Below are 2,580 nucleotides of genomic sequence, written 5' to 3' on the forward strand. Positions count from 1 at the left end.
AATTGATTGCGGGCCAGCAAAATAGCGCAGCCATGACGGCCAATATCACCGCTGACGATGACAGCATCACCGGGCCGGGCCTTGGAGCCAGCCGGGCGAACGCCGTCTGTAAGCAGGCCAATACCTGTCGTCGTAATAAACAGGTTGTCCACCTGCCCTTTGCCGGCTACTTTCGTATCACCGGCAACAATGCGCACGCCTGCTTCTGCTGCCGTTCTGGCCATGGCTTCGGCATAGGTTTCCAGCTTGGCCAGAGGAAACCCTTCTTCAATGACAAAGGCACAGGACAGGTACAGCGGTCTGGCTCCCATGCAGGACAGGTCATTGACAGTTCCGCAGATGCTGAGTTTGCCAATATTTCCGCCGGGAAAATCTGGCGGCGACACGATAAATCCATCAGTCGTAAAGGCAAGTTGGCTGCCGCCTACAGACAATACGGCAGCATCATCAGCCGTAAATTCGGGATTGGAAAAGTGAGCCTGAAAGACTGTATGAATCAGTTCTGCTGTCTGTTTGCCACCGGCACCGTGGGCCAGTGTAACTACATCATTCATCCTAGATTCCTCCATATTGATAATATGCCGAGCATGCTCCTTCATGAGAAACCATGCAGGCGCCGACAGGATGTTCCGGCGTACAACCCTTGCCAAATACGGGACACTGTGAAGGCGTGCATTTTCCCTGGAGCACGTCGCCGCAGCGGCAGGCTGGATTCACGTGGCCCTTCAAGGCCGGGACGGCGTATTTGCGCCGGGCATCATAGGCTCCATAGGCATCCCGCAGGCGCTGGCCGGAACGGGGAATAACGCCTAAGCCGCGCCATTCGGCATCGCACGGTTCCATGACTTCTCGCATGAGAGCCTGTCCGGATAGGCTTCCTTCTTCTGTCACGACACGGGGATAGCAGTTTTTAAAGAATGGCCTGCCCTGCGGGAATTTCACCAGAATGACCGCCAGCGCCGTCAGCAGCTCACTGGCCGTAAACCCGGCTACAACGCCGGATACGCCTTCCCTTGCCAGTTCTTCGCCGTGTTTCGTCCCCATGACGGCATCGACATGACCGGGATACAAAAAGACATCGGCACTGCCTTTCAGGACTTCATAGGCCTGGGGCATAGTCTTATTCGCCGTCAGCAGGGAAAAATTGGTCAGCCCTGCAGCAGCCGCTTCTTTTACGGCCAGACAGCTGGCAGGCGTCGTCGTTTCAAAGCCGACAGACAGGAACACGACGTCTTCCTGCCGATTGGCTTTGGCGTACTCACAGGCATCCATAGGCGAGTAGACGACTTCCACCTTCCCGCCCTGACTGCGGACATTGGCCAGACTGCCTTCTGAGCCGGGAACGCGGATCAAATCGCCAAAGGTGCAGATCGTCACATGTTTCGTCAGCGCCAGCCACCGCGCTTCGTCAATAAACTCGACAGGCGTAACGCAGACCGGGCAGCCCGGGCCGGAAATGAGCGTAACCTGGGCTGGCAGAACCTGACGGATGCCCAGGCGAAAGATTTCATGCGTGTGCGTGCCGCACACTTCCATAATCCGGACAGGCGGCCCATCATAAGACCGAATGATATTCAGGGCCTTCTGCGTACCTGCTGCGATCATATCAGATCCTCCAGAATATCATCTGCTTCGTCGCTGTCCGTATCGGTAATGCGGGCAATGGCCATACCAGCGTGAACCATGACGTAATCGCCCGGATCCAGTTCATCGAGAAGCTGGGCCGATACAGTCCGCTTCGCACCGGAAGCATCTACCAAAGCCATCCCGTTTTTTACAGAAACAACGCGTGCCGGTAATCCTACACACATAGTGAATTCCTCCTTTATACTATAAAACATGCATGGCATATACAGCCTGCCCCAAGGCCAGGCCGCCGTCATTAGGCGGTACCAGGCAATGTGTCAAAACCGTAAACTTTCTCTCCTCCAGCCCCTGCTGACACAGGCGCAGGAGAAGAGTATTCTGAAAGACGCCGCCGCTCAGGGCAACTGCCGCAAGGCCCGTATCGTGACGCACCTGGACGGCTGCCGCTGTAATCATTCCGGCCAGAGCCAGATGAAAGGCATAAGCCAGTTTCCCCGGTTCTTCCCCGGTCAGACGGCGGCGGATAATAGTCAGCACCAGATCTCCCGTCGGCAGTATCATGCGGTTCCCGTCATCCTGCAGCGGTTCGTCCGGAAGCAATTCTTCGCCATGAGCCTGTTCCCATGCTTCTGCTGCAAACTGCAGAGCCATGGCACCTTCGCCTTCAAAAGTCGACTGGCGGCACAGGCCAAGAATGGCGCTGACCGCGTCAAACAGGCGGCCTGCACTGGTCGAAATGACGCTGTTCAGATACTGATCAGCCAGGAAAAACTGGGCTGCTGCCTGCCGGGAATCACACAATCCCAGCTGCTGTATCCACTCCCTGGCTGCCTTTTTATCTCTCTTCAGTCCATCATACAGCAGGCTTACGGCAATGCGCCAGCCTTCACGGGACGCCGCATCGCCGCCGAGCTGCCGGAACGGCGCAATGGAGCCCACACGCTGAAAGCCGTCCAGACGGGCTGTCAGAATCTCACCGCCCCAGATAGAGCC

At 56.7% G+C, this 2,580-nt stretch carries 3 protein-coding genes and 1 pseudogene; all 4 read right to left on the bottom strand.

Annotation, left to right across the window (positions count from 1 at the left end; translation table 11 throughout):
- Positions 1-554: AIR synthase related protein (locus tag Q3886_RS09975; protein WP_301861326.1), on the bottom strand; the 554-nt coding region annotated here is incomplete at its 3' end.
- Position 555: 1 nt separating this feature from the next.
- Positions 556-1,605: a hydrogenase formation protein HypD gene (gene hypD / locus Q3886_RS09980; protein ID WP_301861327.1), complete on the bottom strand. Its 1,050-nt coding sequence runs from the start codon at positions 1,603-1,605 to the stop codon at positions 556-558.
- Positions 1,602-1,811: a HypC/HybG/HupF family hydrogenase formation chaperone gene (locus Q3886_RS09985; protein ID WP_301861328.1), complete on the bottom strand. Its 210-nt coding sequence runs from the start codon at positions 1,809-1,811 to the stop codon at positions 1,602-1,604. Before Q3886_RS09985 ends, hypD begins: the two co-directional genes overlap by 4 nt.
- A gap of 19 nt (positions 1,812-1,830) precedes the next feature.
- A pseudogene (locus Q3886_RS09990) lies at positions 1,831-2,580 on the bottom strand (carbamoyltransferase HypF); the annotation flags it as partial.

This window comes from uncultured Megasphaera sp., from assembly GCF_958350005.1.
Classification (GTDB): Bacteria; Bacillota; Negativicutes; order Veillonellales; family Megasphaeraceae; genus Megasphaera.